General features: G+C 64.6%; 27 protein-coding genes and 1 pseudogene (1 of these 28 running past the window's edge). 10 read left to right on the plus strand and 18 right to left on the minus strand.

Going from position 1 to position 26,268, the window contains the following annotated elements; genetic code table 11:
- The 3 genes and pseudogenes from dapC to ACFE99_RS01815 all read left to right on the plus strand — a co-directional run.
- Positions 1 to 950 (plus strand): annotated as a pseudogene (gene dapC / locus ACFE99_RS01805) (succinyldiaminopimelate transaminase); it begins 204 nt to the left of the window's first position.
- 64 nt (positions 951 to 1,014) lie between these two features.
- The gene (locus ACFE99_RS01810) at positions 1,015 to 2,787 is read left to right on the plus strand and encodes an acyl-CoA dehydrogenase family protein (protein WP_375481854.1); all 1,773 of its coding nucleotides are present in this window, start codon (positions 1,015 to 1,017) and stop codon (positions 2,785 to 2,787) included.
- Positions 2,788 to 2,825: 38 nt separating this feature from the next.
- On the plus strand, positions 2,826 to 5,153 hold the full coding sequence (locus ACFE99_RS01815) for an amino acid permease (protein WP_375481856.1): 2,328 nt from the start codon (positions 2,826 to 2,828) through the stop codon (positions 5,151 to 5,153).
- Positions 5,154 to 5,220: 67 nt separating this feature from the next.
- Here the strand turns inward: ACFE99_RS01815 and ACFE99_RS01820 are convergent, their stop codons facing one another.
- Positions 5,221 to 5,688 carry a hypothetical protein gene (locus ACFE99_RS01820; protein ID WP_375481858.1) on the minus strand — a complete coding sequence of 156 codons (468 nt, stop codon included), beginning with the start codon at positions 5,686 to 5,688 and terminating at the stop codon, positions 5,221 to 5,223.
- Between the two features lie 87 nt (positions 5,689 to 5,775).
- On the minus strand, positions 5,776 to 6,360 hold the full coding sequence (locus ACFE99_RS01825) for a TetR-like C-terminal domain-containing protein (RefSeq protein WP_375481860.1): 585 nt from the start codon (positions 6,358 to 6,360) through the stop codon (positions 5,776 to 5,778).
- An 86-nt stretch (positions 6,361 to 6,446) separates the two neighbouring features.
- Between ACFE99_RS01825 and ACFE99_RS01830 the strand changes: the two genes are divergently transcribed.
- Together ACFE99_RS01830 and ACFE99_RS01835 are read left to right on the plus strand one after the other, a co-directional pair.
- Positions 6,447 to 7,634, plus strand: coding sequence for an alpha/beta fold hydrolase (locus ACFE99_RS01830; RefSeq protein WP_375481862.1), 1,188 nt, complete (start codon positions 6,447 to 6,449; stop codon positions 7,632 to 7,634).
- Between the two features lie 67 nt (positions 7,635 to 7,701).
- Entirely contained in the window at positions 7,702 to 8,982 is a 1,281-nt protein-coding gene (locus ACFE99_RS01835) for an alpha/beta hydrolase fold domain-containing protein (RefSeq protein ID WP_375481864.1), read from the plus strand.
- A 172-nt stretch (positions 8,983 to 9,154) separates the two neighbouring features.
- Here the strand turns inward: ACFE99_RS01835 and ACFE99_RS01840 are convergent, their stop codons facing one another.
- Positions 9,155 to 9,592 (minus strand): SRPBCC family protein, encoded by a 438-nt coding sequence (locus ACFE99_RS01840; protein WP_375481866.1) that lies wholly within the window; start codon positions 9,590 to 9,592, stop codon positions 9,155 to 9,157.
- Between the two features lie 29 nt (positions 9,593 to 9,621).
- Here ACFE99_RS01840 and ACFE99_RS01845 point away from each other — a divergent pair, with 29 nt between their 5' ends.
- The gene (locus ACFE99_RS01845) at positions 9,622 to 9,759 is read left to right on the plus strand and encodes a hypothetical protein (RefSeq protein WP_375481868.1); all 138 of its coding nucleotides are present in this window, start codon (positions 9,622 to 9,624) and stop codon (positions 9,757 to 9,759) included.
- A gap of 31 nt (positions 9,760 to 9,790) precedes the next feature.
- Here ACFE99_RS01845 and ACFE99_RS01850 read toward each other — a convergent pair whose 3' ends face one another.
- The 5 genes from ACFE99_RS01850 to ACFE99_RS01870 all read right to left on the minus strand — a co-directional run bounded on the left by ACFE99_RS01850 (position 9,791) and on the right by ACFE99_RS01870 (position 12,649).
- Positions 9,791 to 10,858, minus strand: a complete 1,068-nt coding sequence (locus tag ACFE99_RS01850) for an RNA polymerase sigma factor (protein WP_375481870.1) — start codon at positions 10,856 to 10,858, stop codon at positions 9,791 to 9,793.
- Positions 10,855 to 11,151 carry a hypothetical protein gene (locus ACFE99_RS01855; protein WP_375481872.1) on the minus strand — a complete coding sequence of 99 codons (297 nt, stop codon included), beginning with the start codon at positions 11,149 to 11,151 and terminating at the stop codon, positions 10,855 to 10,857. Before ACFE99_RS01855 ends, ACFE99_RS01850 begins: the two co-directional genes overlap by 4 nt.
- Positions 11,148 to 11,504, minus strand: a complete 357-nt coding sequence (locus tag ACFE99_RS01860) for a YciI family protein (RefSeq protein ID WP_375481873.1) — start codon at positions 11,502 to 11,504, stop codon at positions 11,148 to 11,150. The genes ACFE99_RS01855 and ACFE99_RS01860 overlap by 4 nt, the downstream gene beginning before the upstream one ends.
- A 19-nt stretch (positions 11,505 to 11,523) precedes the next feature.
- Complete coding sequence (locus ACFE99_RS01865; protein WP_375481875.1) at positions 11,524 to 11,937, minus strand: alpha/beta fold hydrolase; 414 nt, start codon at positions 11,935 to 11,937, stop codon at positions 11,524 to 11,526.
- Between the two features lie 142 nt (positions 11,938 to 12,079).
- Positions 12,080 to 12,649 carry a class I SAM-dependent methyltransferase gene (locus ACFE99_RS01870; protein WP_375481877.1) on the minus strand — a complete coding sequence of 190 codons (570 nt, stop codon included), beginning with the start codon at positions 12,647 to 12,649 and terminating at the stop codon, positions 12,080 to 12,082.
- Between ACFE99_RS01870 and ACFE99_RS01875 the strand changes: the two genes are divergently transcribed.
- Positions 12,585 to 13,052, plus strand: a complete 468-nt coding sequence (locus ACFE99_RS01875; RefSeq protein WP_375481879.1) for a DUF5994 family protein — start codon at positions 12,585 to 12,587, stop codon at positions 13,050 to 13,052. The two genes, ACFE99_RS01870 and ACFE99_RS01875, sit on opposite strands and share 65 nt — an antisense overlap.
- A 253-nt stretch (positions 13,053 to 13,305) precedes the next feature.
- Here ACFE99_RS01875 and ACFE99_RS01880 read toward each other — a convergent pair whose 3' ends face one another.
- Positions 13,306 to 14,904 carry a helix-turn-helix domain-containing protein gene (locus tag ACFE99_RS01880; RefSeq protein WP_375481881.1) on the minus strand — a complete coding sequence of 533 codons (1,599 nt, stop codon included), beginning with the start codon at positions 14,902 to 14,904 and terminating at the stop codon, positions 13,306 to 13,308.
- Between the two features lie 84 nt (positions 14,905 to 14,988).
- Between ACFE99_RS01880 and pruA the strand changes: the two genes are divergently transcribed.
- Both pruA and ACFE99_RS01890 read left to right on the plus strand, forming a co-directional pair.
- Complete coding sequence (gene pruA, locus ACFE99_RS01885) at positions 14,989 to 16,620, plus strand: L-glutamate gamma-semialdehyde dehydrogenase (RefSeq protein WP_375481883.1); 1,632 nt, start codon at positions 14,989 to 14,991, stop codon at positions 16,618 to 16,620.
- A 50-nt stretch (positions 16,621 to 16,670) separates the two neighbouring features.
- The gene (locus tag ACFE99_RS01890; protein WP_375481908.1) at positions 16,671 to 17,675 is read left to right on the plus strand and encodes a proline dehydrogenase family protein; all 1,005 of its coding nucleotides are present in this window, start codon (positions 16,671 to 16,673) and stop codon (positions 17,673 to 17,675) included.
- Positions 17,676 to 17,742: 67 nt separating this feature from the next.
- Here ACFE99_RS01890 and ACFE99_RS01895 read toward each other — a convergent pair whose 3' ends face one another.
- The 9 genes from ACFE99_RS01895 to ACFE99_RS01935 are packed head-to-tail and all read right to left on the minus strand — an operon-like array spanning position 17,743 to position 25,530.
- On the minus strand, positions 17,743 to 18,354 hold the full coding sequence (locus ACFE99_RS01895) for a TetR/AcrR family transcriptional regulator (protein ID WP_375481885.1): 612 nt from the start codon (positions 18,352 to 18,354) through the stop codon (positions 17,743 to 17,745).
- The gene (locus ACFE99_RS01900; RefSeq protein ID WP_375481887.1) at positions 18,351 to 19,421 is read right to left on the minus strand and encodes a zinc-binding dehydrogenase; all 1,071 of its coding nucleotides are present in this window, start codon (positions 19,419 to 19,421) and stop codon (positions 18,351 to 18,353) included. Before ACFE99_RS01900 ends, ACFE99_RS01895 begins: the two co-directional genes overlap by 4 nt.
- 18 nt (positions 19,422 to 19,439) lie before the next feature.
- Complete coding sequence (locus tag ACFE99_RS01905; RefSeq protein ID WP_375481889.1) at positions 19,440 to 20,609, minus strand: lipid-transfer protein; 1,170 nt, start codon at positions 20,607 to 20,609, stop codon at positions 19,440 to 19,442.
- Positions 20,606 to 21,058 (minus strand): MaoC family dehydratase, encoded by a 453-nt coding sequence (locus ACFE99_RS01910; RefSeq protein WP_375481891.1) that lies wholly within the window; start codon positions 21,056 to 21,058, stop codon positions 20,606 to 20,608. The genes ACFE99_RS01905 and ACFE99_RS01910 overlap by 4 nt, the downstream gene beginning before the upstream one ends.
- Entirely contained in the window at positions 21,055 to 22,179 is a 1,125-nt protein-coding gene (locus ACFE99_RS01915; RefSeq protein WP_375481893.1) for an acyl-CoA dehydrogenase family protein, read from the minus strand. The genes ACFE99_RS01910 and ACFE99_RS01915 overlap by 4 nt, the downstream gene beginning before the upstream one ends.
- A 10-nt stretch (positions 22,180 to 22,189) precedes the next feature.
- Positions 22,190 to 22,597: a Zn-ribbon domain-containing OB-fold protein gene (locus ACFE99_RS01920; RefSeq protein WP_375481895.1), complete on the minus strand. Its 408-nt coding sequence runs from the start codon at positions 22,595 to 22,597 to the stop codon at positions 22,190 to 22,192.
- The gene (locus tag ACFE99_RS01925) at positions 22,597 to 23,154 is read right to left on the minus strand and encodes a MaoC family dehydratase N-terminal domain-containing protein (RefSeq protein WP_375481897.1); all 558 of its coding nucleotides are present in this window, start codon (positions 23,152 to 23,154) and stop codon (positions 22,597 to 22,599) included. Before ACFE99_RS01925 ends, ACFE99_RS01920 begins: the two co-directional genes overlap by 1 nt.
- Positions 23,154 to 24,356 (minus strand): acyl-CoA dehydrogenase family protein, encoded by a 1,203-nt coding sequence (locus tag ACFE99_RS01930; protein ID WP_375481899.1) that lies wholly within the window; start codon positions 24,354 to 24,356, stop codon positions 23,154 to 23,156. The genes ACFE99_RS01925 and ACFE99_RS01930 overlap by 1 nt, the downstream gene beginning before the upstream one ends.
- A gap of 7 nt (positions 24,357 to 24,363) precedes the next feature.
- Positions 24,364 to 25,530 carry a cytochrome P450 gene (locus tag ACFE99_RS01935; RefSeq protein ID WP_375481901.1) on the minus strand — a complete coding sequence of 389 codons (1,167 nt, stop codon included), beginning with the start codon at positions 25,528 to 25,530 and terminating at the stop codon, positions 24,364 to 24,366.
- 223 nt (positions 25,531 to 25,753) lie between these two features.
- On the opposite strand from ACFE99_RS01935, the gene ACFE99_RS01940 reads away from it, so the two are divergent.
- A partial coding sequence (locus ACFE99_RS01940) for an aldehyde dehydrogenase family protein (protein WP_375481903.1) occupies positions 25,754 to 26,268 on the plus strand: 515 nt, incomplete at its 3' end.

The following is a 26,268-nucleotide window of genomic DNA, read 5'->3' on the forward strand; positions in this document are numbered from 1 at the left end:
GGGTGCCACCCCCCCGCCCCTCGCCCGGATATCCCACTACCGCAGGCACACCGAGGCTGCGCCAGTCGATGGTGGCGGCGTTGGCTCGCCGCTACGGCGTCACCGAACTGCCAGAGCAAGCCGTGCTGCCCGTCATCGGCACCAAGGAGGTCATCGCGTGGCTGCCGACGCTGCTGGGCCTGGGCCCCGGCGACCTGATCGTCGTACAAGAACTGGCGTACCCCACCTACGAGGTCGGCGCACGGCTGGCCGGCGCAGCGGTGCTGCGCGCCGACTCGCTGACACAGCTGGGTCCACAGACCCCGGCACTGGTGTACTTGAACTCGCCGAGCAACCCCACCGGACGTGTCCTCGGCTTAGACCACTTACGCAAAGTCGTCGGCTGGGCCCGCGAGCGTGGCGCGCTAGTAGTGTCCGACGAGTGCTACCTGGGCCTGGGCTGGGATACCGAGCCGCTATCGCTGCTGCATCCGTCGGTGTGCGACGGCGACCACCGCGGGCTGCTGGCGGCGCACTCGCTGTCGAAAAGCTCGTCCTTGGCCGGTTATCGGGCCGGATTCGTCGCCGGCGACACGCAGCTTGTCGCCGAACTGCTCGCGGTGCGCAAGCACGCCGGGATGATGGTGCCGACGCCGGTGCAGGCCGCCATGGTCGCCGCCCTGGACGACGACGCCCACGAGCATGAACAACGGGAGCGCTATGGGCGTCGGCGGGCCATGCTTCTGCCCGCCTTCCGCTCGGCCGGGTTTACCGTCGACCATTCCGAAGCCGGGCTCTACCTGTGGGTCACCCGCGGACAACCGTGTCGCGACACCGTCGAGTGGCTGGCGCAGCGCGGCATCCTGACCGCGCCCGGCGAGTTTTACGGCCCCGCCGGCGCCCGCCATGTCCGGGTGGCGCTGACCGCCACCGACGAGCGGATCGCCGCAGCGGTCGACCGGCTTTCCTAGCGCCGAGTGTGGACTTATGTCACGCAAAATTGTGTGTGGCGTGCATTAAGTCCACACTCGGCATGTGGATTACGACCTCGAAGCCATCGACCGGCTGCCCTTCAGCAGTGCCGAGAAGGCCGAACGCTACCGGACCGAGAACTACCAGGGAGCCGTCGGTCTCAACTGGTATCGCACCGATCCGACCCTGCAGTTCACAATGGCCTACTACTTGCAGTCCGACGAATTGGCCTTCGCCGAACCGCGTTTGACCCGCATCGGCGAGCTGATGGGCGGCCCGGTGGCGCGTTGGGCCGAGGAAACCGACCGCAACCCGGCCCGGCTGGAACGCTACGACCGCTGGGGCCACGACGTCAGCCAGGTCATCCAGCCGCCGTCATTCACCGCATCGAAGCGCGCGATCCTCGACGCCCAGCAGGCACTCAAAGACGATGCCCGCCGCGCCGGGGTGAACCCGTCGCTGCCGCTGTTCGCGTCCAACTACATGCTCAATCAGGCAGACATCGGCATGGGTTGTGCGCTGGGCACCGGCGCCAACATGGTCAAGGCGCTGGTCGCCGCCTACGCGCCGGCCGACGTGCGCGAGCACGTGCTGGCCAAATTCCAATCCGGTGAGTGGGAGGGCGAGACCGCCCAGCTGTTGACCGAGCGCACCGGCGGCTCCGATCTTGGCGTCCTGGAGACCACCGCCACGCGGCGCGGCGACGCGTGGCTTCTTAATGGCTTCAAGTGGTTTGCGTCCAACTGCGACGGCAAGGTGTTCGTCGTGTTGGCCAAACCTGAAGGCGCGCCCGACTCGACGCGCGGTATCGCAACGTTTCTGGTGCTGCGAACCCGCCGCGACGGTTCGGCCAACGGAGTGCGAATCCGCCGGCTCAAGGACAAGCTCGGTACGCGTTCGGTCGCCTCGGGCGAGATCGAATTCGTCGACGCCGAAGCGTTCCTGCTCTCCGGCGAACCCAGCGCCGACGCTGGGCCATCCGACGGCAAGGGGCTGGGCCGCATGATGGAGCTCACCAACGCGGCGCGGCTGGGTATCGCATTGTTCGGGTTGGGCAACGCGCGCCGTGCTCTGGTCGAGTCGCTGTGCTATGCCCGGCGGCGGCGGGCATTCGGCGAGGCGCTCATCGACAAGCCGCTGATGCGCCGCAAGCTCGCCGAAATGATCGTCGATGTCGAAGCTGCCCAAGCGCTGGTCTTCGACTGCACCGGTTTTGCCAACCACCGCCAACCTAAGCCGGTGCGTCAGCGCATCGCCGTTCCGGTCACCAAGCTCAAGGTGTGTCGGCTGGGCATCACGATGGCGTCCGATGCCATCGAGATCCATGGCGGCAACGGCTACAACGAAAACTGGCCGGTGGCCCGATTGTTGCGTGACGCCCAGGTGAACACCATCTGGGAAGGCCCGGACAACATTCTGTGTCTTGACGTGCGGCGCGGCATCGAGCGCACGCAGGCGCACGAACCGCTGCTGGCGCGCCTGCATGACGCGGTGGAGGTGTCCGACGACGACGACACCACCCGGCTGGTGCGAGGTCGTATCGAGGACCTCGATGCGGCGATCACAGCGTGGACCAAACTGGACGGCCGAGTGGCTGAGGCACGGCTGTTCGCACTGACCCAATTCATGGGCGACGTCTATGCGGGCGCGCTGCTCAGCGAACAGGCCGCCTGGGAGCGGGCGACCCGTCAGGCGGACCGCAAGGCGCTGGTCGCGCGGTTGTATGCGCAGCGCTACTTAGCCGATCGCGGCCCGCTTCGCGGAATCGACGCCGACGGTGACGAGGCCATCGAGCGATTCGACGAACTCGCCGACGGCGCGCTGATCATGGGTTGAGCTTTCGGTCAGCGCTCCCGATCAGGTAAAGATGTGTCGTGACAACATCGGCTCGCCGGTTGAACGTCCCGCTGTCGGTTGGTGACGTCGCCAAGCGCATCCTTCTCGGAAAGCCGCTGATCAGCGAACAGCTTTCCACCGAGAGATTATCGAATTCTGTTGCGCTGGGCGCACTTTCGCCCGATGCGATTTCGTCGACCGCGTACGGTCCCGAGCAGATCATGATCGAACTGCTGCCACATGCGGGGTTGGCTGCGTTCGCGTTGTTGCTTCCGACCACCGGGGTTATCTTGTTGATTCTGGCGTTGGTGGCTGCGTCGTATCGCCAAGTCGTGATGGCATACACCCGAGCCGGCGGCTCCTATGTGGTTGCGCGGGAGAACTTCGGTCCCCGGGTGGCACAGATCGCCGCCGCGGCACTGTTGATCGACTACATAGTCACCGTGGCCGTGCAGACGGCGGCGGGGACGGTTGCGGTGGTGTCGGCGATAACCCCGCTCGGTCCGTACAGCCTGGAAATAACCGTGGGCGTGGTCATCATGATGTGTTACGCGAACCTGCGCGGATTGCGGGAAGCGGGCCGGCCCTTCGCGCTTGCGACTTACTTCTTCGTGATCATGATGGTGCTGATGATTGTCACCGGGATTTTTCGCGAAATCTTTTGGGGTTTATCGACATACGATCCGCAACGCATCGCCGGAGCGGTGCCGGTCCATCAGGGCAACGGGCTGGTGATGGGCGCGACGATTCTGGTTTTGCTGCGCGCGTTCGCCAACGGTGGTTCGTCGCTGACGGGTGTCGAAGCCATTTCCAATACGGTCAACGTCTTTCGGAAACCGCAGGGCCGCAATGCGCGTCGCGTCCTCACTGCCATGGCTTGCATTCTCGGGTTCTTGCTGGCGGGTTTGGCCTACCTTACCTATGCCACTCACGCCACTCCGTATGCCGCCGGTTATCCATCGATGTTGTCCGAAGTTGCCCGGGCCGTCTTCGGGAAAGGGCTGATCGGCCAAGCGTTATACCTTCTGCTTCAGATATCGACGGCCGCGATCTTGTTCACTGGCGGGAATACCAGTTTCAACGGTTTTCCCGCGCTGGCCAGTTTCGTCGCCGAGGACCGCTTCCTGCCCCGGCAGCTGACGAAACGGGGTCACCGGCTGGTGTTTTCCAACGGCATCATTTCGCTGACCGCGCTGTCGGTGGTACTGCTGCTGGTTACCGGCGGCTCGGTCAACGCATTAGTGCCGTTCTACGCGATCGGCGTGTTCACCGGATTCTCCATGGCCGGTTACGGGATGACCAAACACCACCTGAGGCACCGGGAACCCGGCTGGCGACGCAAATTGGCCATCAATCTCTCCGCGGGGATTTTATCGACGATCGTGGTCGGGATCTTCGCAGTGGCGAAATTTACTGAGGGCGCTTGGCTTGTCGTCGTTGTCTTCCCGGTGCTGGTCTTCGTATTGATTCGTTTGAACCGGGAATACCGTGCCGAGGCAGCCATTCTCGAGATGTTCCGCACTGACCGTCCGGAATTGGTGAAATATGCGCGGCACCGCGTGTTCGTGTTCGTGAGTTCGGTTGACCTGGCGGTGCTCGAGGCATTGCGATACGGACGAGGATTGCGTGCCGACGAGCTGATCGCCGTGCATTTCATGGTCGACGCGGCCCATGCCACGCAGTTGCGAAAGCGCTGGGACCGCTTCGATCTCGACACCCGCTTGCGGGTCGTCGACTGTCCGGATCGGCAGATCAACCGGGCCGCACAAGAGTTGGTGCTGCGGGCACTAAGCGAACACCCGGATACCAATGTGACGGTGCTTTTGCCGCGTCGAACCTATGCACCGCTGCTCGGCCGGCTGCTTCACGACCGCACCGCGGACAAGATCGCCAGGGCCATCAGCCGGGTCCCGGATGCGGCCGCCACGATCGTGCCCTACGACGTGCAATCCCGGATCGAAGAAGCGTTTCCGGACAGCTTCGAGCAGCGGATCGCACGAATACTCGACAGAGTCGAGGCACGCGTTGCGCAGGGCGAACAGGAAAACGTCGAGGAATACGAGCACCCGGAGCGGCCGCGGGCGGTGATCACGATCGAGGGCCTGATTCCCGGACGCCGGGCCACCATCGAAGGACGCGTCAGCCAAGTGGAGGACATCACCAAACGCCGGCGCACGTTTCGCTGGATCGTCGTGGGGGACAACACCGGCGACATCCGGGTAACCTTCCACCCCGGCCATGGGGCCGATATCCATCCTGGCCAAGTTCTGCGGATCACCGGCAAGGTCCGCCAAAGCGGCAACGGCCCCTTGTCGATGGCCGACCCCAAATACCACATCGTCCAGGAACCGGAAGATACGCAGTAGTCGTCGTCACGCGTCATTCAGTCCGACAACAACCCGGGCCATGCTTGTCCGCGAACCCCTGACCAGATCACAACGTGGTGTCTGATGGTCGCGGCCGGTGTGACCGCCACCGGCGATCCAGCAACGCAGCTTCGTGCATCTCGGTATCGGTCGGTTCGGCCGACGACTCATGGGGCGGTTCGGCCGGTCTCGCTGACCCGCCGCGTGCCCAGGCCACCAGATCGGGGACCAGGATGAGCGCGCCGGCGCCCGCCACGGGGATTAGCCAGGCGCGTCGGTGCGCCAGGGCCGTTCTGCACTGATCGACATAGCTGGTCGTTGGGCGAGTGGGCGTGGACGCGGATTCTTGGTCGTCGAGCGATGGCTGCAGCAACTCGGCCCGATAGCCGTTGCCGCATTTGATCTGGATGCCGTACTTGTCGTAAGAGCCGAGGAAGACGGGGAAGGACAACGCGACCAGACCACCGACGAGCAGAGCGGTACCCACCAGCACCGCCAGCCAGCCATGGGTGAGCGTCTTCTCCGACTGCTCCATGCGCCCAATTTTGCGCCGCCTGCTGCATTGCCGGGAAGGCCTGCCGGCTGGATTCCGGGGTCGATCGCGTGGTGGCGGCGGGCCCGATTACCCCCGGGGCAGCAGCCCGTCGAGCAGGATGTCGACCAGCTGCTCGGGCAAGTCGTCGGTCAGCGGTTCCCCGGTCATGATCGTCCGCAGGTGCAGCGGCGCCACCAGCATTTCGAGGACGAGACCGGCGTCGGTGTCGGCGGGCAACTCGCCGCGCTCAACCGCCCGGTCCACCACCACCCGTGTCGCGGCCAGCCGGGAAGCCAGGAAGTTGGCACGCGCCTGGTCTAGTGACTGTTCCTCGACGATCAATGTGCTCATACGCACCAACGCTCGACCGATGCGAGACGACAGGTACCCGATCACCCGGCGGGCCAGCTCGATCAGGTCACCTCGCAGCGATCCCGTGTCCGGTACAGGGATCTGCGTCGCGCTGCGCTCAAGCAGTGCGTCGACAATCAGGTCGTCTCGGGTGCGCCAGCGGCGGTAGACCGAGGTTTCATGCACTCCTGCCCGCGCCGCTACGGCGGCCACAGTCACGCCCTCGATGCCGTGGTCGACCAACTCGACGAGCGTCGCCTCAAGCACTGCTGCGCGCACAGCCGCGCCTCGGCGGCCCAACTTGGCGGTGGTTGCCTTCATCACCGACAACCCTATCGCAGGACTACTTGCGATAGCGGATGGCTCGGCGCTACCGTATCGCAAGTAGTCCTGCGATAGGAGTAATGATGGCCCTGCACCCGCCAGTCCTCGACCTGCGCGGCCCTGCATCGGGATACCACGAGTTCCATCCCGACCGCAGCCTGAACTTCCAGTGCAACCGCTGGCTGGAATGGATTGGCCCCGAGGCGCACGACGAAATCGCCGAGGCAGTGCGCGTCGTGCGCGACTACCAGGACTGGATCGAGGCGTTTCTCGCGTTGGCGAACCAAGTTCGCGCCGAGGGCCGAGCGCTTGCCGCCGCCTACTACGACAGGGCGGCGGAGTTCTTCATCCCGCCGCACGATCCGCGTAAGGCCGCCGCACGAGGCCGCTTCTTGGCGACCTTGCGCGAGCAGTACGGAGTTCAGCCGGACCGCGTCGCCTATGAAGGCGCATGGTTGCCTGCCTATGACCTGCGCCCAGAGCAAGCGTCGGGCTCGACGCTGGTCGTGTTCGGCGGCTTCGACAGCTACATCGAGGAGTTCTTGCCGATGCTCACCGCGATCGCGGCGACGGGCCACCGGGTGCTGGCGTTCGAAGGTCCCGGGCAGGGGAGTGCCCTCGAAGACGCCGGCCTGGGTTTCACCCCCGAGTGGGAGCGGCCGGTGGCCGCCGTCCTGGACCACTACGGTCTCGACGACGTGACCGCGATCGGCATCTCGCTCGGCGGCGGCCTGGTAATCCGCGCCGCCGCTTTCGAAACTCGCATTCGCCGCGCGGTGGCATGGGACATTCTCGATGACTTTGTCGAGGTCATCGGCCGGCAAATCACACCCGGCGCCGCACCTGTGATCCGTGCCCTGCTCGTACTGCGCGCCCGCCGCGTCCTCAACGTGTTGGCGCGCATCGGAGCTGCCTGCAGCCCGGTCTCCCGATGGGGGCTCTGGCAGGGCATGCACATCACCGCGGCACCTACGCCGTACGACTTCTTCGCCGGCGCCCGGACAGTGACCACCCGCAAGATTTCCGGGCGGGTGACGGCCGACGTATTGCTCATCGCCGGCGCGGATGACCACTACGTGCCGCTGCATCAGTTGCACCGCCAGGCGCGCAACCTCACGACTGCGCGCTCGGTGACCACCCGGGTATTCACCGCCGCCGAGCAAGCGAGCAACCACTGCCAGATCGGCAACACCGGCGCCTGCATTCGCTCAATCCTGTCCTGGATGAGCACGGTCACTCCTTCGGAGCAGCCGAGCCCGTTCGGCAGCTAGGGTGGCTCAATTAGACGCCCCACCCAGCGGATGGGTACGTGATGCGTGCGGTCGATGGGAGTGACTCTTGTTGAAGCGACTGGCAGCGGTGCTGAACTCACTAGCCGGACTCGTGATCACCGCCAACGGTTACCGGCCGCTGACCAAGCGAGGCTATCCCTCGCTGTTTGCGTTCAGCTTCGGCGTGTTCGCATCAGAACTTCCGCTACAAGTGCTTGGTGTCCATTTGGCGATCATGGGCGCGGTCTGGCGGCGGCTGTCACCTCGCATGCGCTGGTTCAGCTCAGTGGTTTCCGGCATATCGGGGCTGGGACTACTGGGATTGCATCGCATCGGCCGCCACGCCAATGCGCCGCTGACCGCGGCGCTCGATGAAGGGTTGGGCAGCGAGCGCCGCACCGAGTCTGCCGATCTGTGGAAGCGGCCGGCAGGCGCAGGCACCGCCAAGACGCCGGGCGTGATCCGGATGTTCCGGATCTATCGTGACTATGCGCACGACACTGACATCAGTTACGGCCCTTACGGTTCCCGGAACTACCTCGACATCTGGCGGCGTCCCGATCTCGACCCTGACGCCCGGGCACCTGTGCTGCTGCAGGTTCCTGGCGGCGCGTGGATGTTGGGGGGCAAACGCCACCAGGCGTATCCGTTGATGAGTCATCTGGCCGAATTGGGCTGGGTGTGTGTGGCGATCAACTATCGGCTCAGCCCGCGCTCAACCTGGCCTGACCACCTCGTCGACGTCAAGCGTGCGCTGGCATGGATCAAGGAGCACATCGCCGAGTACGGTGGTGACCCTGACTGGGTCGCGATCACCGGCGGCTCAGCGGGCGGGCACCTGTCCGCGTTGGCCGCCCTCACCGCGAATGACCCGCAGTTTCAACCGGATTTCGAAGACGCTGACACCAGCGTGCGAGCGGCCGTGCCGTTCTACGGCGTCTACGACTTCACCCGCAGTGATTCCGTGCACCCACAGATGGCGCCTATTTTAGGCAAGTACGTGTTCAAGCTGAGGCAGACGGAAATCTCTGACGCGTTTCGCGCCGCCTCGCCGATAAGCTATGTATCTGCTGAGGCGCCACCGTTTTTCGTGCTGCACGGCAGCAACGACTCGTTGATTCCTGTCGGACAGGCCCGCAACTTCAGCGCACGCCTGCGCGAGGTCAGCCGCCAACCTGTCGTCTACGCTGAGCTGCCACTAGCCCAGCATGCTTTCGACATTTTCGGGTCCGTGCGCGCCAAGCATGCAGCGGTAGCGGTTGAACAGTTCCTCGCCGAGATCTACGAGTCGGATCATGCAGACACCGCTGTCACCCGCTCTCGCATCGGCCGAACCCACCTGGTGTAACCGCCCGCCAGATCTGCGGCGTCGGAAACCGTTGCCTACAACCAGCTTGCCTCGATCATCGAGCGGTACCCCGACGCGATGAACACCTCGGCTACATTGCCTGATCGGCTCGCCGCAGCTCGGGAGGAACTATGTTCAGCGCTGAGCAAAATGGAATTGTTGAGCCAGCGCATTAGACAGGATTCTCTAGCTGAGTTTTGAGGTTTTCGATATTGCTAGTCTCCGAACGGATCTGCTTGGCGACCATCGGCGTCATGAGGCGCATGAAGCCGGTGGGCGTGGCCGAAAGACGGAACGTGACGCTGGTGCTGCCTGAGCCAGTCGGGGTGAGTTCAAAGATTCCCACAGGGCGCACGGGGCCGGCCGTGACCTGGAAGCCTAGTGTCTTGGGGCGGTCATAGGTGGTGACGCGGTAGTCGCCATCGATCTTGCGGCCTCCTGGCCCGCGAAGGACCTGTCGGTAGCTGGCGCCCACACCGGTGGTGTCGCCGTTGGCGTTGATCTCCAGGACGCCGGGTCGCCATTTTGGGTTGTTCTCGCCGTCGGCGAGGAAGTCGAAAATGTCTTCTGCGGAGCGGTTGATCGTTACGGTGTGTTCTGCTTGCGGCATGGCGGTCGGCCTCCTTACTTGCTGAGTTGTTGTCGAGCGTTGACGAGGTAGGCGCGTTCGGTGTCGTTTCCAACAAGTTCCAGCGCCCGCCGGTAGTCCTGGTCTGCGCGGATATCGTCGTGCAGGCGTCGGTGCACTTCGGCTCGGGCAGCCCAGATTCGGTGTGACCGGGACAGTTCGGGCTGCTGGGCGAGTCGGTCAAGCGTAGGCAGGGCGGCTGCTGGGCCGTCGCGCATAGCCACGGCGATCGCGCGGTTGAGTTCGACGACCGGTGTCGGGTCCAGGGTCATCAGCTGGTCGTAAAAGCTCGACAATCCGTCGCCAGTCGGTGTCCTCAAAAGTCGGCGCTGTCGCGTGGCAGGCCGCCAGTTCCGCTTGTAGCAGTAGGGGCGTGGGTGGTTTGCAGAGTTGGCGAGCCCGGTCGAGGCTCGCCTCGCCGTCATCAATCAAAGCGCGATTCCACCGGTGGCGCTCCTGTTTGTCGAGGGTGAGGAGGTTGCCGTCGTCGTCGACGCGCGTGTCCGAGCGGCTGAGGTGAAATGACTGAAGGGCTCGCAACGCCCAGGGGCCGCCCTCGCGGGGGGCGATGGTGGTGAGCAGCGTGGTGAGCCGGTAGCTCTCGCCGGCGAGGTCTGCGCGGGTGAGGTCGGCGCCTGAGTGTGCGAGGTAGCCCTCGTTGAAAACCAACGTGAGGACGTCGAGTACAGCAGGCAACCGCGACGGTAGATCGATGTCGTCGTCGGCGAATCCGATCCGATGAGAGCGCAGCGACTTCTTCGCCCGGACAAGCCGCTGAGCTACGGTCGCGGTCGGCTGATGGAAGGCTGCTGCGATTTCCTCGGTGGTCAGCCCGCCAACCATGCGAAGGGTCAGCGCCATCCGTGCATCGAAGGGCAGCACCGGATGGCAGCACATGGCGATCAGGCGCAACTCATCATCGGGGAAGTCGGGCTCGCCGCCGCCGGCACAATCGGCCTGACTATCGAGCATGCGAGCGGTCTCGGCAGCGGATCGTAACCGCGGTCCCTGCCGTTGTCGATCACGGAGCGCGTTGAGTGCGCGTCGGCGGCAAACCGTCATCATCCAGGCGCCCGGCTGGTCGGGCACCCCCGATAGCGGCCAGTGGTCCAGCGCTGCGAGCAATGTCTCCTGGGCGATGTCCTCCGCGGCCTGAAAGTCGTTGAGAATCCGCATGCCGACCGCCACCAGCCGCGGCCATTTTTCCCGCAGAATTCCGCTTAATACGGCATCGACATCGCTACTCACGCGGCCCGCCTATCGGAATTCGCGACCAACGACCACACTGAAACGTCGAAACCGGTCACCGCCGACCACGCCGCGGCGATGGTGCCGGCCGCAGCAGGGCTGCTGGCACACATAAGCAGCAATGCGCGGGGCTCGTCGGCCTCCGCCTCGCGGGTGGCATGGGAATCCAGCAGTTGCCAGCACCGCATCGCGGCCACGAACGTCTGCGCTCGGGCAAGCCTGAGTTCGACCTGGGCCGGCGACAATTCAGCCGTCGGAAACCGTCGCACCCCGAGCAACACGAACTTGCTCATCCCATCGGCACGATCTCGCGAATCTCTACTGAGCCGAATTCTGAATTCGGGCACTTTAACGCGACCTCGACCGCGGCCCCGATGTCCGGCACATCGATGATCATGTACCCGGCGATGACTTCTTTGCCTTCTGCGAACGGCCCGTCGATGACGCGCTCCTTCCCGTCTCGCACGCGGACCTGCTTTCCTTCTTCGACGGGATGCAGTGGCGAACCGCCCCGCAGGACGTTCTCGCCGACCAGGCCCATTGCGAATTCCCCAACCCGCTCCACGGCATGCTGCCGCTGCTCGGGTGTGGAAATCAGGCCGGGGTCTTCGGACAGAATCAGCAGGTATTGCATTGTTTTCTCCATCGGGTCGTATTCGAATTCTCTACCTGTTATGACACCTGCCTGCCGGTGGAATCGACAGAAAACCAGCGACGATTTCGGTTAGCCGGAGGTGCGGCCCCGACCGCTCGATGCCGGCGTTCCATCGCGACGGTTTCCAGGCCAGTGGAATTCTGAAATGGATGCGCCTGCCGACGCTGTGCTCGACCCACTTCTCGCGACCGGGTGAACAGGCGTCGTCGAGCAACCCGCTTGGGAACGTTCCGAACTGCACGAGCGTGCGCACTCGCTGCGGATAGGTCGCGGCGAAAGGATGCTGATCGGTCCGGCCCAGAAACCCGAACAACGTGACAGGTTCACACCCGGCGGCGCCCAGGACAGCACGCAAGTCGTCGGCGCGGCCCTCGAGGGTCGACACTCTGTCGACGAGATCGGATCGCTCGCGCAGGACCGCCATCCAATAAGCGGTCGCGCGACCGCAATTGCAGGTCAGATTGCTCAACCTTTGGCCGCGCGATAACCCAGCCAGCTCGCCACAGCTACTCAGTGGCAGTTGTCCTTCTTCGTGCGATGCAGCGTCTCAAATCAGCGCGACGGCCTCAGTCCCAGGACGTTCGAAGCATTCTCATTCCATCGCCGTCGTCCCAAACAGCCGCTGCAACAACGCTATTCGGGTGGGTGACAAGGTTCATCGCCAGCAGGGCGGTGACCGGTTCTGCCAGGAAGTTCAGGACCAGCATCGACAACTTCCGGTCGAATGTGGCGTCGGGGTAGCGCAGCGCCTCGGCGTCGCCCACCTCGAAGCGAATTGTGTAGCCAGCCGCGGGCTCCTGGGCATGGCGGATGAAGGCTGCGCACGGATCGGTGCCGGTCACACTCACCGGGCCTGCGTTAACGGCTGCAAAATGTAGCTCAACGGGACCCGTTGGGATTCCGGGGTTTTCGTGGCCGCCCACTAGCGGAGGATGCGACCGGTAACGCCTTAATAACGCACTGGTCCACGGAAAACCGCGGTACGCTACGCTTGCAATGTCGTAGGTTTGTCGAGCGCCGCCCCTGCGGTTGCTGTCTGCGATAGCACGGAGATTTGACGGGAGCGTCACCTTGACCGATTTGGCGCCCCAAGATTTACCGGTCGCCCGGCTAGCGTTATGTGAGCGTGCCCCCACGCGCGGCGGTATTGACGGCGCGTGGTGGCCCAAGAGCGGCGATCTCCGCAGCGAACTGCCTGACCTGGTCGAAGTATTCGGTTCATGGATCGGCCCAGTGCACAGGGTGGTTTACGACCCGAGCATGTGGGCTCTCGCACCGCCGCGAATCATCCGAGGCAAGGCCGTGGTCTCCGTCGATCCGTACCGGCTGCATGCCCGTGACACGATCTATCTGAAGGGAACGCATTCACGCGATGCGGTGCTGTTCGTATTGGCCTCTTCGAGTGGCACCGCGACTGTGCGCCAGGTACTGCGCACGGTCGCTGAGTCGACACAACCGATGAGCGTTGACGGGCTGCGCCAACTCCTGCACCGGACAAGCCCAGTGGTCGACTGTACATCTACCGGCTACATGACGTAGTGTTGCGGCCAGTTCCCCGGGCGCTGTAGATGCCGCAAGGGAATTAGAGGTCGGGTCGCTACAGCGTCGCCGGCCTTGTCCATCTGCTGGGGTGTTCTCGCAGTGTGAGGTCAGCCGACTAGCTCTGCTGCCCTGCGTTTTTCACGTTCGACGGCTTCGCGTCAGTGCCATACGCTGCAGCAATGAGCCGCCCGCTCCCCGCAGGTCCGTTGCCCGTGACGGCCCGGCTCGGCTGGTGCGGCCTCAGCACGTGTCACGCCAGATGCTCGGTTATCCGTAGGCTCAGCGAAAATAGCAGCCGCACATTGGGATCCGCCAAAGACGTCGACAGCAGCTTTTCGATCCTGCGTACCCGGTAGCGCACGGTGTTGGGATGCACATGCAGCTGCTGCGCCGCGGCGCCGATATCGCCGAAGCTGTCCAAGTAGGCCCGCAGCGTTCGGGCCAGCACCGCCTGCCGCGCGCAAAGCTCACGCACCCGAGGATCGACGAGCCGCTCGTCGGCGCCGACCAGCCGCACGATCTCGTCGAGCAAGACGGCAGTGCGGGCCTCCGCCAGGGACGTCACCTGACCGATCGAAAGCGGATGACGGTCGGCGGTGTCGAGCACCCTGTCCACTTCCATCCGCGCCGCCGCCACTGCCGCCAGGCCGGCGATCGGCGCGGCGATGACCGCCCGCAACTGCAGACCCAGCTCGCTGCGGAGCCCGGTCATCGTGCCGCGTATCCACGAGGTGACCGCTGCCGGCTTCGCGGCGTGCGGAAACAGCACATAGCTGCGCGAGCCGGTGGAGCCGACTTGGGCGTCACGACGAAAAGCGCTGGCGCTCAACGCAAGGACATCGGCCAGCCGGGCATGATCAGCAGTCGCGTGGAAGCCGATCAGCGCGGCAGTTCGGTCGGCCACGATGCCCAGTTCGCGCGCGATGTCGCCGACGTCGGCCGAACCACCGTCGACCAGCCCCAACAACTGCTGCACCCGCAGCGCGTGTGTCGACGGCCGGCTCACCAGCCGCGACATGATGCGGGCGGCCAGCACCGCGGCACCGCGCAGCACCTCCTCGGCGTCGTCGGCCAGAGGCCGTGAACCCTGCTGCACCCAGATCGTGCCCGCGAACACCGGTGCGCGGCGGACATCATCCGGCGGGTGATGAACGCCGATCGCCAGCCGCGGCCGCAATCCCAATTCCGGACGCTCGGCGACGCGCACCACTTGGTCGCTCGCCCGCAGCGCGTCAAAGATGCCCCATCGGCTGATCCACTCGAGATGCTCGGGCGGGCCGGCGCGGCCAAGGATGGACAGCCGCCGCAACTCGTCGGCCTCGTCGTTGGAGGCCGAATAGGCGAGTACGTGCGACTGCTCGTCTTCGATGCTGACCATCCCGTGAATGCGGTCAGCGATGGCCTGCGCGAGACCGAACAGGTCGGTTCCCGAGTCCGATAACGTGTCGCCGCGGTCGCCGTGATGGTCGAGGACGTGATTGACCAATCGGTACAGCCGCTCCCAGCGGGCCCGGGGCTCCACCGCCACCACCGCGATACCTGTAGCGACCGCGCGAGCCACCAGGGCAGGCGACGGCTCCTTGGCGAACACCGCCACCGGCGGCCGCGTCGCAGGCCCGCGCGGCTGCCGGTCGATCCACTGCAGCGCCTGCTCGTTGGTGACGCCCAGCAAGAAGAACTCGTCTGCGTCATCTGCACCGATCGAAAGACCAAGGCGCACATCGTCGGCATCGATCAGCGCCGCCGAAGCCACCGGCAGGTCCAGCCCACGCGGCGCCTCGACCAGGCTCACCATGGTGGCGTCCAGCGCCAGCAGCAACTGGCCCAAGCCCACACCAGCTAACCGCATATTGTCCGATCCTACTGCGAATAAGCGCTAGCCTTGTCCAATCAGCCAAGCGTTTGCGGCGCGTGCAGGGGGATTCTGGGCTGCATGGACGCCGTTACCGATGTGCCCGTTCCGGCCAACGAGCCGGTGCACGACTACGCTCCTGATTCCCCCGAACGCGCGCGTCTGCGCGCCGCCTTGACCGCCCTGGCCGACCAACAGGTCGATCTGCCCCACGTCATCGGCGGTACCCACCGCATGGGTGAGGGCGAGCGCATCGACGTCGTCCAGCCGCACCGGCACTCGCAAAAGCTGGGCACGCTGAGCAACGCCACTCACGCCGATGCGGCGGCTGCGGTCGAAGCGGCCATGGCTGCCAAGACGTCTTGGGCTGGAATGCCTTTCGACGAGCGCGCTGCAGTCTTTCTGCGCGCTGCTGACCTGTTGGCCGGGCCGTGGCGGGAGAAGATCGCCGCCGCAACGATGCTCGGCCAGTCGAAAACCGTGTACCAGGCCGAGATCGATGCGCCGTGCGAGCTGATCGACTTCTGGCGGTTCAACGTCGCCTTCGCTCGCCAAATCCTGGCGCAACAGCCTCTCAGTGTCCGTGGCGAGTGGAACCGGATGGATTACCGACCGCTGGACGGTTTCGTCTACGCGATCACCCCGTTCAACTTCTCCTCGATCGCCGGCAACCTGCCGACGGCGCCGGCGCTGATGGGCAACACCGTGGTGTGGAAGCCGTCAATCACCCAAACCCTGGCGGCGTATCTGACCATGCAGCTGCTCGAGGCGGCCGGGTTGCCGCGCGGAGTGATCAACCTGGTAACCGGCGACGGTTACGCGGTTTCCGATGTGGCACTGGCAGATCCGCGGCTAGCCGGCATCCACTTCACCGGGTCGACGGCCACCTTCCAACATTTGTGGCGGGAGGTGGGCGCCAACATCGAGCGTTACAACAGCTACCCGAGGCTGGTCGGGGAGACCGGCGGCAAGGACTTCGTGCTGGCGCATGCTTCGGCGCGACCGGACGTGCTGCGCACCGCGCTGATCCGCGGCGCGTTCGACTACCAGGGGCAAAAGTGCTCGGCGGCGTCGCGCGCGTTTATCGCGCGCTCGGTGTGGCAGAAGATGGGCGACGACTTCCTGGCCGCCGCCGCGCAGTTGCGTTACGGCGACATCACCGACCTGTCCAACTACGGCGGCGCGTTGATCGACCGGCGGGCCTTCACCAAGAACGTCAACGCGATCGAACGCGCGAAAGGCGCGCCCGGTCTCACGATCGCAGTCGGCGGCGAATACGACGACAGCGAGGGCTATTTCGTGCGGCCGACGGTGCTACTCGGCGACGACCCGACCGACGAGGCATTCGGGACCGAGTACTTCGGGCCGATCCTGTCGCTGCACGTCTACCCCGATGACGAGTACGAGCGGATCCTTGAGGTGATCGACACGGGGTCACGGTTTGCATTGACCGGCGCGGTCATTGCCGACGACCGCGAGGCGGTGTTGGTGGCGCAGGAGCGGCTGCGGTTTGCAGCCGGCAACTTCTACATCAACGACAAGCCGACCGCGGCGGTGGTGGGCCGGCAGCCGTTCGGCGGTTCCCGCGGTTCGGGCACCAACGATAAAGCCGGATCGCCGCTGAACCTGTTGCGGTGGACGTCGGCCCGCACGATCAAGGAGACGTTCGTGCCGGCAACCGAGCACAACTACCCACATATGGCGGCGAAGTGATGCCGGGGCGATCGCCAGAGCGGCGAAGTCGGTTGCAGCGGGTCGCCCCCATCAAACCCGGCCTGTTCGCGACGGCGGTGCGTCCGGCGATCTTGGCGGCCAGTCGCTCCAATCGGCTGCGCCGCGCCGCCCAGCGGATTTCGGTCACTCGCAGCGTCGTTCATCGGTTCGTACCAGGGGAAACGGTGGAGTCGGTACTGGATAGCGTTGCTGCCCTTCGCGTTTCGGGCCGATATGTCAGTATCGACTATTTGGGTGAGGATGTCACCGACGTCGACGGCGCCGGCGACACAGTGCAGGCCTACCTTGAGCTTCTCGACGCGCTGGGCCGGCGGCCCGACGCCGCTGCTGACGGTGTGCGGCCGCTCGAGGTGTCGCTCAAGCTTTCGGCGCTCGGCCAAGCGCTGGAGCGGGACGGGGAAAAGATTGCGCTGGAGAACGCGCACACCATTTGCGAGCGGGCCGGGCAGGTCGGCGCCTGGGTAACGGTAGACGCCGAAGACTACACGACCACGGAGTCGACGCTGTCCATCGTCCGTGACCTGCGCGCTGACTTTCCCTGGCTGGGGGTCGTCCTGCAGGCCTACCTGCGGCGCACGCTTGGGGATTGTCATGAGTTCGCTGCTGCCGGGGCGCGGGTCCGGTTATGCAAGGGCGCCTACGACGAACCGGCGTCGGTGGCCTATCGCCGCCCCGCCGCAGTCACCGACTCCTACCTGCGATGCCTTCGAGTACTGATGGCCGGAGCAGGCTACCCCATGGTGGCCACCCACGATCCCGCTGTCATCGCAGCCGTCCCGGACATTGCTCGGGAATCAGGCCGTGCTGCTGGCGATTTCGAATACCAGATGCTGTTCGGCATACGCGACGCCGAACAGCAGCGGCTAGTCGGCGCCGGCAACCAGGTGCGGGTGTATGTGCCGTACGGCGGGCAGTGGTACGGCTATTTGGTGCGCAGACTGGCCGAACGGCCCGCCAACCTGATGTTCTTCCTGCGCGCGTTGGCCGAAAGGCGACGCATCGAGACTGCGCCTACGGCGGGCAATCGCGGTTAGTCATGGCCATACACGCAGGTTCGGCGCCACTACCGCAGTCTCGATGTGCCGCGAGCCGCACAGGCGCTTACCTGGGCCTGCGTCTGGAGCGCGCCCCGTCATCGGAAAACCCACGCACCGCGTGCGCGCGCACGAATCCGGCGACAGCTTTCGGATCGTCCATGTCCAGCGTCGATGACGGCGTGCTGAACAACGAGAACAGTATTCGCGCGAACCATTCACCGGCGGCAGTGACATCCAGGTCGTTGCGGACTTCGCCGGTCAGCTTGGCGGCGGCCAGGTAGGGCGCAAGAAAGTCAACACATTCCCTGAGCAGCACCGCGGCATCCTTGGTCAGCAGCAGGCTGACTTCCTCCTCGGCGAAGTACTTCTCGGAGGCGATGATCCGTCTGGCCTGCGTCACGAACACTGCCGCGCGCGCGAATTTGTCTTCGAGCGAGGTTCCCCGCTCCATAGCTTTTGCCATCTGGCGATAGAACCGCTGGGAGGCATGCTCGGCGCACGCTTCGACGATCGCGGCCTTGTCGCGGAAGTACTCATAGACGGTGCTGCGGGAAACCTCGGCCACCCGCGCAATGTCGACGATGGTTGTCTTGTGCAGCCCGTACTTGCGGAAGCAGCTATACGCGGACTCGATGATGAGCTCGCGGGTATCGGTCGTCGTCGCCTGGGTGGTCACGGAACTAGTGCACCCCGCGGCACCGAGCCGGCGTCGGCTGATTCGAATGCGGCGTTGATGTCAACCAGGTGGAAGGGCTTTGGCATGAGGCGGTGGAACGGAAAGTCGGTTTTTTGCAGGAACGACAGGCCGATCGCCAGCGTAACCGGGTCGTAGAGCATGACGCCACGCACTGTCTTGTTGCCGTAGACGAGAACACTGGGGTCGAGGCTGAACGTGCGTCCGGTGCCGACGTTGCCGACTTCTAAAAGCGTGCCGCCGTTGTTGAGGAAGCCGATGCCGTCGGGAATGACACCGGGCACGCCGACCACCTCGAGCACCCAGTCCGCGCCGATGCCGTCCGTATACAGGCGGACCCGCTCCATGAGCTCGTCGGTCGAGATACCGCTGGCCTCGATGCAGTATGTGGCACCGAAATCGGACGCCACGTCGAGCCGCTCGGCAAGCAAATCGATGACGATGACCTCGGCTGCGCCGGCGGTGCGTGCGACGGCGGCGGCGTTGATGCCGAGCCCACCGGCACCCTGGATGACGACGGTGTCGCCCAGCCGGACGTCCCGCAGCGCGAACAATACCTGAGCCAGCGCGCAATTGAGCGGAGCGACCGCCTCGTCGGCGAGGTTCTCAGGCACCTTGTACAACGGCTGTCGGCGGGTCGTGTAGTAGTACTCGCCGTATGCGCCGACGAAGTGCGGCGCCTGATCGTGGGTGCGGAATTCCCCCGCCATCAGGTTCTGGCAGGCGTACGACCGTCCGCGCGCACAGGCGTGGCATTGCCCGCACGTCCAAAAATACGGTGTCACAACGCGATCGCCGACCGTGAGGGGCTTGCCGGTCGCATCGGTGGTCAGCTCGTCGCCGAGTTCGACGATTTCGCCGACCATCTCGTGACCCATGGCGAAGGGATACGGGAGCGGTAACTCCCCACGAAACATGTGCAAGTCCGATCCGCAGATTCCTGCCATGCGCAGCTTCAATGCGGCGGTGCCGGGCGCCGGTGCCGTCAGCGGGTATTCGGCAAGCTCGATGGGTCCGCCGGCCTTGGTCAGTAGCGCGAGTTTCGGCATGATCACCTCCCGTATGACTCAGCCGACCGGGGCGAGGATCAGCGCGCTGGTGGGCACACCGGTGCCCGATGTGACGAGCACGTGCTCGACGTCGTCGACTTGGTTGTATGACGTGCCGCGCACCTGCCGGACGCCTTCGGTGATGCCGTTCATGCCGTGGATGTAGGCCTCGCCCAGCAGTCCACCGTTGGTGTTGATCGGCAGAGTGCCACCCAGCGACAAGTTCTCGACGGTGGCGAAGTCTTTGGCTTCGCCCCGACCGCAGAAGCCGAGTTCCTCCAGCTGCACGAACACGAACGGCGTGAAATGGTCATAGAGGAAGGCGGTTTGGATGTCGGCGGGCTTGCACCCGGAGTCGCGCCACAACTTGTCGGCGACGACACCCATCTCGGGCAGCCCGGTGATGTCGTCGCGGTAGTAGCTGGTCATCACCTCGCCGTCGTAGGCGGCGCCCTGGGCGGCCGCCGCGACGACCGCAGGTGGCTGCCGAAGATCGCGCGCCCGTTCCGCGCTGGTCACGACGAGTGCGACACCGCCGTCGCTTTCCTGGCAGCAGTCCAGTAGCCGCAGCACGGGTTCGACGATCCACCGCGAATTCTGGTGATCCTGCAATGTGATTGGGCGCTGGTAGAACCACGCGTTGGGGTTCCGGGCCGCATGCGCACGGTCGACCACGGCGACCTGCCCGAAGTCTTCGTTGGTCACCCCGTAGGTCGACATGTAGCGCTGGGCATGCAAGGCCACCCATGCCGCGGGGGTCAGCAATCCGAACGGAGCGTACGGCGCCAGCCACAGCGGCGTCGCCGCGCTGGTGCGTCCAGTGCCACCGAAACGCAGGCGGGAGCGCTCGTTGAACGCCCGGTAGCAGACCACGACTTCCGCCGCACCCGTCGCGATGGCCATAGCCGCCTGCATGACGGTGCCGGCGGCAGCCCCACCGCCGTGGGGCACCCGGCTGAAGAAGGTCAGGTTGCCGATGCCGAGGTTGCGGGCGACTTCGATCTCGTCATTGGCGTCGACGGTGAACGTGACCATGCCGTCAACATCGCCGGGTCCAAGCCCGGCGTCGTCGAGCGCGGCCTTGACCCCCTCGCACGCCAGCTGCAGCTCGGAGCGGCCGGATTCCTTGGAGAACTCGGTCTGCCCGATTCCGGCGATCGCGGCCTGACCGCCAAGTGAGGCACTCATGTGCCAACTCCACTGAGCAAGCTGAGCACCGCGGTGCCGCTTGCGTGGTCGCCAAGGCTGTTCGCCGCCTTGAACGTGACCTCGATCAGACCCTCACCGTCGCTGTGAGACTTGCCGGTGACGGTGCCGGTGAATCGCAACGGATCGTTGGGGAACGCGGGCACGCCCAGTCGGATCGACAGTTTTTTCACCATCGCCTCGGGCCCGGCCCAATCGGTGAGGAAACGCACGCACAGGCCGTTCGTCGTCAGGATGTTCATGAACACGTCAGGCGAGCCCTGCTTGTTGGCGAAGTCGCGGTCATGATGTACCGGCATGAAGTCGCGCGACGCGATCGCGCCGGCGACGATCACCGTTGTGGTGACCGGGATCTCGAGTGGAGTGACCTCGTCGCCGACCTCGATGTCACGCCAGGCCAGCGTGGTCGTGCGGCTCTTGGTGATCGTCATCGTGCTCCTTGTGCGTACGTGCTGCCGAGCCGGGCCAATTGTTGGATAGCTGGACCGAGGGCGAGCTCGTTGTGCTTGGCCCACAAGAAACAGCGAAATAGCGGATAGCTGGTGTCGATGCCGATCCCGCCATGAACCTGTTGGGCGGTGGCGGCGACTCGGGCGCCGGCTTCGGCGGCCCAGAATTTCGCGATGCGGGCCTCCCGGTCCGCGGGCCGTCCCAGCCCCAGCAGCCACGCCGCATGCCAGGTTGTCCAGCGGATGGCCTCGACGTCGATGAACGCATCGGCCATGCGTTGCTGCACAGCTTGAAAGCTGCCGATCGGTCGTCCGAATTGCTCACGCTGCGTGGTGTATGCGGCAGCCAGGCGCAACGCCCGCTCGACGACGCCGAGTTGGATCGCGGACAGTCCGACCAGCGCGCGGGCCTGAAGCGATCGGACCATCTCGACTCCGCTGCCGGGGTTGCCCAGCTGGTCATCAGCGGAAACGGCTGCACCGTCGAGGAATACGTCGGCGTGCGGCTCACCGTTGGTTGTCGTCACCGGTCGGACGTCGACGCCGGGTGCGGTGATGTCCAGCAGGAATAGCCCGACGTCACCGCCGTCGATGGCCGCTGGGATCAGCAGCGTGTCGGCAAGTTGTGCGGCGGGCACCAACTCCTTGGCGCCGTCGAGTCGCCAGCCGTTGCCGTCTCGCCGCGCGGTGGTCGCCGGCACAGCGGGATCCGAACGCCCAGGCTCGCTCAAGCCCGCGCTCAGGATGCTGCTGCCAGCAACGACTTTCGGCAGGTGGCGTTGTTGCTGCTTGGCCGTTCCGTACCGGGCAATCGGGTCGGCGCCGAGAACCAGCGTCGCGTAGACCGGGACCGGGGCGACGCTGTATCCCACCTCGGCCAGCAGTACACCTAGTGCCAGAAAGCCGGCGCCGCTGCCGCCCACCGCCTCAGGTAAGGCGATGCCGAGTAGGTCGGCAAAGGCAAGCTCTTTCCACAGCGCGGCGTCATAGCGGACGTCAGTGGCTTCGAGCTCGGTGAGCCGTTCTGGTGTGGCCCAGCGCTCGAAAAGCTGGCGAGCTACCTTGGCCAGTGTCTCTTGATCTTCGGTAAACGTGAAGTCCATGCTTCCCCGATCAGCAGGCGGGCCGAAACTGGTGCAGCACAAGCTCGCCGGAATCGGAGTCGAAGGTCTCGTAACAGACTTCGACCGGCATGCCGATGTGCACATCGGCGGGTGTGGTGTCGCGCAGGTTCGACACCAGCCGCACACCTTCGGCCAGCTCGACCAGCGCGACGATGTAGGGATAGTCGAAGAACGGAAACCGGGGATGCTGCGGAATCACATAGCTGTAGAGGATGCCCCGGCCTGACGACTCGACCACGTCCCAGTCCAGCGAATTGCAGTGCGGGCACATCGGGCGCGGCGGGTTGCGCAGTGCGCCACAGGAACTGCAGCGCTGGATCAGCAGCTTGTGCTCGCGCAGTCCGTTCCAAAAGAACTCGGTGTCGGGGCTGATCGTCGGTGCCAGTCTGCTAGCCATCATTGCTCCGGCTTGAATCGCAGGACCCGAAATCGCTGCCGCCCCAATACCTCGCCATGTTGATCGACATAGGTGGTCACCCAGGTCACGAAGTGGCCCAGTCCCAGGCCCGTCTTCTTTTCGTCGGAAACGTCCTCGATCACCGCGGTCGCGGTGATGACATCACCCAACCGCGGATCGCGCTCGATCTCGAACTCCGAGTTGGTCGCTACCGTGCCGGTAAACCCGGCTTCGTCTAGGAAGGCCATGGGGTTGGCGGTGAGCTCGACTGGGACGCCGCCTCGTTCCGTGATCCCGGTGAGCTTCGGTGGCGGCATGGTCCAGGTTTGGAGCATGACCGGTGGCGACACGATGCCGCCGAACCGTGATGTGGCTGCGAACTGCGGGTCGAGGTAGACGGGGTTCATGTCCTCAAGCGCGTAGCACCAATGCCGGATCATCGGTTGGTTGACGGGGTCCGGCGCCACGGCGGGCTTACCGGAACCGGTCGGCTTGCCGATCAGCTGGCGCAGCCGCTCACGAAACTGGGTTTTCGCGTCGTCGGTCTGGTGTGTCACTACGTCGAGCCTCCTGAGGGTGTTGTCGTCCGAAGGTCACGCGGTGCTCGCGGCATGCCCAATCCGGCCATCGCGATGATGTCCCGTTGAATTTCGTTGGCGCCGCCGCCGAACGTATTGATGACTGCCGCCCGGTACGCTGATTCCAGCTCCCCGGCCAATGGCGCGTCCGCACCGCGGCGTGACCCGTTGCGGTCCAGCACCTCCAGTAGCTGACGGGCGACCTGCTGCGTGAGCTCGGTACCGAACACTTTGGCTGCCGACGCCTCGCCCATGTTCAGCACGCCCTTGGTCATCGCCGCGTTGACTCGAAGGTTCATCAGCTTGTACGCGGCGACTTGCGCCTCCACGCGCGCAAGCGCGAGCTGTACCCACGGCTGGTCGATAACCCGACCATCGTCGAGTTCAGTGGTCTTTGCCCAGTGCAGCGTCTTCTCGAAAAGCGGCTCCAATGCGCCGAGATTGCCCAGCGCGGCGCGTTCGAAATTCAGCTGTGTCGTGATCAGCTTCCACCCGCCGTTCTCTGTCCCGACCAGCGCACTGGCCGGGACGCGCACGTAGTCGTAGAACGTATACGTGGTCGTCACTCCTGGCATGGTGTGTAGTGGTTGCCAAGAAAATCCCGGTGACGACGTGGGCACGATGAAGATCGAAATACCCTTGTGCTTCTTAGCGTTCGGGTCGGTTCGCGCTGCCAGCCAGATGTAGTCGGCGTGGGCGGCGCCGCTGGTGAACATCTTCTGGCCATTGATCACATACTCTGCGCCATCACGCACAGCGGTGGTACGCAGTGACGCCAGATCGCTTCCCGCCCCTGGTTCGGAATAGCCGATCGCAAACTCCACGCTGCCTTCAAGAATCGCTGGCAGGAACCGCTGCTTCTGCTCGTCGGTGCCGAATTCCATCAGCGTCGGCCCAACCGTATTCAGCGTCACCAGCGGAATAGGGGCGTTCACTCGGCGAGCCTCTTCAAAGAAGATGAACTGCTCGATCGCCGAAAATCCACGCCCGCCATATTCTTTGGGCCAGCCCACGCCTAACAGGTTGGCAGCCGCCAAAGCGCTCACGCACTCCCTGACTTCGGGACCACCTTCCATGCGTGCGTTCACTGCGGCGCTGCGCTCAGGCGTCATCACCTCCTTGAGCGCGGCACGGATCTCCGCACGAAGCCGTTGTTGTTCCGGTGTGAAGTCGAAATCCATTATTGCGTCACAATTCCAGCTGCACCGGCATCCGCTTGACACCGGGCACCATCGTCGCCCGCATTCGGGCAACATCGCCGACAAGCTCGATTCTGGGGTAGCGGTGAAGAAGTTCGTCGAAAAGTACGCATGCCTCCAGGCGCGCCAGTTGTGCGCCGAGGCAGGAATGTTCACCGCAACCGAATGCGATGTGCGGGTTGGGGCTGCGGGTCACGTCGAATTCTTCGCCGTCGTCACCGAAGATCTCCTCGTCGCGGTTGGCCGACCCGTAGAGCATGACCACGGTGTCGCCGGCGCGGATGTGTTGTCCGCGAATCTCGATATCCGCGGTGGCTGTTCGCGCCATGTGCGTCACCGGGCTGGTGAACCGCAGCATCTCCTCGACGGCGCCGGGGATCAGCGGGGCGTTGTCGACCAGTTTGGCGCACTGGTCCGGGTGCGCGATCAGGGCCAGGGTGCCCAACGCGATCAGGTTGCGGGTCGTTTCGTTACCGGCGACCAGGAGCAGAAAGGAAAAGTTGAGCAGATCGTCGTCGCTAAGCCGTTCGCCGCCGATCTCGGCGTTGATCAAGACCGAGAGCATGTCGTTGCGCGGCTCGGTGCGACGCTGCCCGATGAGCTTTTTGAAGTACTCGTAAAGCTGGCCCATGGCCACGAAGACGTCGAGTTCGATGTCAGGGTCGGCGTTTCCGGTGGCGGCGTCCGACCATGCCCGGAATTGCTCCCAGTCTTCCGGTGGGGCACCCAGCAGCTCGGCGATCATTCTGGTGGGCAGGGGAGCGGCGATCTCTTCGGCGAACTCATGGGGGGTCCCGGGTTCGATGGTGTCGAGAATGCTGCACACGATCTCGCGGATTTTCGGCTCGAGCATCGCCACCTGCCGCCGGGTGAATCCAGAGTTGATGAGTTTGCGCAGCTGCCTGTGCCGGGGCGGGTCGGTGAAGATGAGGTTGCCCTCCTGGACCGGATTTTGGATCGCGGGGTCGGGGATTGAGATGCCGTGCATCGAGGAGAACAGGGCTGGGTTGGTCGATACGAAGCGAATGTCTTCGTATTTCAGCAGCGCCCAGAATTCAGTCACGTCGTTCCAGCAGACCGGCGAGGTCGCGCGGAGTTGCTTGTAGGCCGGGTATGGATCACCGGCATAGAAGTCAGGGGAATGCAAAGGGAACATAGCCGGCACCGCAAGCCTTCCTCGACTGGATCCCGAGTTATCGGACATATCGACGCCATCTGTCCGATCAACCTTGTGTACTCCGCGGCGATGACCATGTCAATATCTCTGCACTCGAAGGGGAACAGTTCTGTACACAGCCAACTGTATTTAACGCATTGACGGTGCATACCCGACAGGTGTACACCGAACGTTGAGCTGCTGGACCGTCCGAAGGAAACTCATGGCTGACCCACGGTCACTTGTCGACACCTATGCGGTCTACATCGACGGCCGGTGGGTCGACCCCGCCAACGGCCGCTACGACGACATCTGCCCGGCCAGCGAGGAGGTAATCGCCAGCGCACCCGATCCCAGTCTCGCCCAAGTTGAATCCGCGGTCGCGGCTGCGCGGCGAGCGTTCGACAGCGGACCGTGGGCCGGTGCAGGGCCCGAGGAGCGCGCACGCTATCTCAACCAACTGGGCAATGCGCTGCTCAAGCACACTGACGAGTTCTTCGCGCTGTCACAGGTGGAGTGGGGTTGCGTCGCCAACGAGCGGGTGATGCAGGTCGACGGCGCCGCATTCATGACCATGCACGCGGCCCAGCTCGCCGAGAAGCTGACCGACGAGCGCATGACCGGAATCGGCGCCGGAACGACGCTACTGCGACATGAGCCCCTCGGCGTGGTCTCGGTTCTGACGCCGTGGAATTTCCCGCACTGTCTCAACGTCATGAAGTTGAGCAACGCGCTGGC

This window comes from uncultured Mycobacterium sp., from assembly GCF_964249325.1.
GTDB lineage: Bacteria > Actinomycetota > Actinomycetes > Mycobacteriales > Mycobacteriaceae > Mycobacterium.